Raw genomic sequence first — 3245 nt, 5'->3', positions numbered from 1 at the left:
AGGCCCTGGGCGCCTTGCCCGAAGCCTTGCGGGCGCATGGCCGGGCGGGCGGCGCCCTTGCGGGCGAGAAGACCGGAGGAAAGAGAGGCGAAAGGCTTTGCTTCGCTGGCCACTCGAGCCCCCCGCAGCGCCGCAGGCGGCCCAGCCCGCGCTCGCCCCCGTACAGGCCGCGCAAGGGACAATCCGCTCGATCACGGTGCGCGGCAACCAGCGGCTCGAACCCGAGACCATCCGCGCCTACGCCAATCTCGCGCCAGGGCAGACGTTCACGGCTGAGAAGCTCGACCAGGCGCTCAAGGACCTTTACGCGACTCAGCTGTTCGCCGACGTGACCATCACCGGCGGCGAGACCGGGGACCTCGTCATCAACGTCCGCGAGAACCCGGTAATCAACCGTATCATCCTGGAGGGCAACAAGCGCCTCAAGGACGACAAGATCACGCCCGAAATCAAGCTGGCGCCGCGGCAGATCTTTACCCGGCCGGCGGTGCGTGCCGACGTCGACCGAATCCTCGAGCTGTACCGCCGGCAGGGCCGGTTCGCCGCGCGAGTCGATCCCAAGATCGTCCAGCTCGACCAGAACCGCGTCGACGTCGTGTTCGAAATCCACGAAGGCGACCTCGCCAAGATTCGGGCGATCAATGTGCTTGGCAACAAGGAATTCTCCGACGAGCGTCTGCGCAAGGAGATGTATTCGCGGCAGGCAGGCGGAGTCCTCGGTTTCCTCAAGTCGAACGACACCTACGACCCGGACCGCCTCGCCGCCGATCAGCAGAAACTTCGCGCCTTCTACCTGACCGAGGGTTATGCCGACTTCCGCGTTGTCCAGGCGCTCGCCGAGCTCACTCCCGACCGCCGCGATTTCGTAATTACCTATGTGGTGGACGAAGGGCCGCGCTACCGGTTCGGCACCGTCAAGGCCGACAGCGCGCTTCGCGATTTCCCGAAGGAGAAGGTGCTCGAGCTCGCCAAGATCGAGCCGGGCAGCTGGTTCAACGCGAAGGAAGTCGAGGACGCGGTCACCGACCTCAACGAAGCAGCCGGAAACCTCGGCTATGCGTTCGCCGACATCAGCCCGGCCTACAACCGCGATGCCGAAAAGAAGGTGATGAACCTGACCATCAAGGTCGGGGAAACGCCGCGAGTCTACGTCGAGCGCATTGACATCACCGGCAATACGACCACGCGCGACAAGGTGATCCGGCGCGAGTTCCGGCTCAACGAGGGCGACGCCTTCAATGCGCAGAAGCTCAAGCGCAGCCAGGACCGCATCCAGAGCCTCGGATTTTTCAGCGACAAGTTCGAGATCAAGCAGTCCGAAGGATCGGCGCCGGACCGGGTCGTGCTCGGCGCCACGGTCGAGGAGAAACCCACCGGCCAGTTGTCGCTGTCGGGAGGCTATTCGAGCCTGGAGAGGTTCGTCGTCCAACTCGGCGTGTCGCAGAACAATTTCATGGGCAAGGGTCAGTCGCTCGACGCCTCGGTCAACTGGTCCCTGTTCTCCAAGTCAATCTCCGCCGGATTCACCGACCCCTATTTCCTCGACAAGCCGATCCTTCTGGGCGCGCAGGTTTTCCGCCGCGATTACAGCAGCTTCAACTATATCGGGAACGACCGCAACACGACCTACAAGCAGGTCAGCACCGGCATAGGGGTAAGGACCGGCTTCCCGCTCAGCGAATATTGGAATTTCGGCACCCGCTACCTGCTCAGCAACGACAAGATCAGCCTAGACAAAAGCACCTTCTATCGCGACCCGGATGGCCCCGGCCCGGAACCGCTCCAGTGCGACCCTCGCATCGCCGGCACCTATTTGTGCGACGAAGTGGGCAAGCGGCTGACGTCGCTGGTCGGCATTTCGACGCTTTACGACGACACCGACGGGATCCATCCGACCCGCGGCCAGCAAATCACGTTCAGCCAGGACTTCGCTGGGCTCGGCGGCGACGTCCGATTCCTCCGCACCCAGGCCTACGCGACCAAGTATCACAGCTTCGGCAGCTGGATCCTGTCGCTGCACGGAGAAGGCGGGTACATCAAGGCGCTGCAGGAGGCGCCGGGCCCGGGGCGCGACCCGATCCGAATCACCGACCGGTTTTTCAACTCGAGCATCCGCGGCTTCGACATTCGGGGCATCGGCCCGCGCGTCGTGCGCATCCCCTATGACGCCGAAGGCAATCTCGCGGAACTCGACGTCAACAACCAGGTCAATGACGCGATCGGCGGCAAGGCCTTCTATCTCGCCCGCGCCGAGCTCGAGGTCCCGGTGAGCGCGAGCATCAAGAGCCTCGGGTTGCGACCGTCGGTCTATGTCGACGCAGGCTCGCTGTGGAGCATCACCAAGCCGCCGCTGACCGATATCGTGGCGTTCTGCTCACCGGCGAACGGGACAACCGGCCTGCTCCCGTTCAACAGCTCGACGCCCGATTGCAGCAAGGATTATAACGGCAACGTCTTCGACCCGACCAAGTTCGTCGCGTCTCCGGGCGTCAAGGAGGTATTCCTCGGAAATTCTCCCAAGCCGCGCGTTTCCGTCGGCGTGGGGGTCAACTGGATTTCGCCGTTCGGCCCGCTCCGGCTCGACCTCGCCAAGGCCATCGTCTTCCAGAAGGGCGACGATCCCAAACTCTTCACATTCAACGTAGGAACTGCATTCTGATGAAGACTCTGCTCATTTCCGCGGCCTTTGCCGCCGCTTTCCTTGTGCCCTCCGCAGCGAGCGCGCAGGCGGTCCCCGCCGCAGTGGTCGCCGTGGTCGACCTCGACCGCGTCACCAGCGACTGCACCGCCTGCAAGACGGCGGCGGCCGCGCTCCGAGGCCAGGTCCAGTCCTATCAGGCGCGGGAGAAATCGCTGACGACCCCCCTCCAGACCGAGCAGCAGTCGATCCAGGCCGCGGTCGATGCGCTTAAGGGCAAGGAGCCCGACGCCGCGCTCCAGGCTCGGGTCAAGGCATGGGAGACCAAGCGCCAGCAGGCTGCGCAGGAACTCTCCGGACAGCAGCAGCAGATCCAGCGCAACCAGCAGTACATCCAGAAACAGATCAGCGACAAGCTCGGCCCGATCTACCAGCAGGTGATGACGCGCCGCGGCGCGAACGTGCTGATGGAGGTCGGGGCGACGCTCGCGACGGCGCAGAACGTGGACGTGACGAACGACGTGCTCGCCGCGCTCAACGCCGCGCTGCCGACGCTCGGAACCACCGCGCCGGCGACATCGCAGCCGCAGGGCCGCTAAGCCGCATG

General features: G+C 64.4%; 2 protein-coding genes. Both read left to right on the top strand.

What is annotated here, in order from left to right; all coding sequences use genetic code 11:
* The first annotated feature begins 97 nt into the window (after positions 1-97).
* A complete protein-coding gene (bamA, locus tag GH737_RS13875) occupies positions 98-2659 on the top strand; it encodes an outer membrane protein assembly factor BamA (protein WP_155265374.1) in 2562 nt (853 codons plus the stop codon).
* Entirely contained in the window at positions 2659-3237 is a 579-nt protein-coding gene (locus GH737_RS13870) for an OmpH family outer membrane protein (protein WP_155265373.1), read from the top strand. Before bamA ends, GH737_RS13870 begins: the two co-directional genes overlap by 1 nt.
* Positions 3238-3245 lie beyond the last annotated feature (8 nt).

The sequence above is a fragment of the Sphingomonas segetis genome (assembly GCF_009720245.1).
Taxonomy (GTDB): domain Bacteria; phylum Pseudomonadota; class Alphaproteobacteria; order Sphingomonadales; family Sphingomonadaceae; genus Sphingomicrobium; species Sphingomicrobium segetis.
The sequence above is the reverse complement of the archived record's forward strand: the minus strand, read 5'-3'. Positions and strand labels throughout refer to the sequence as shown.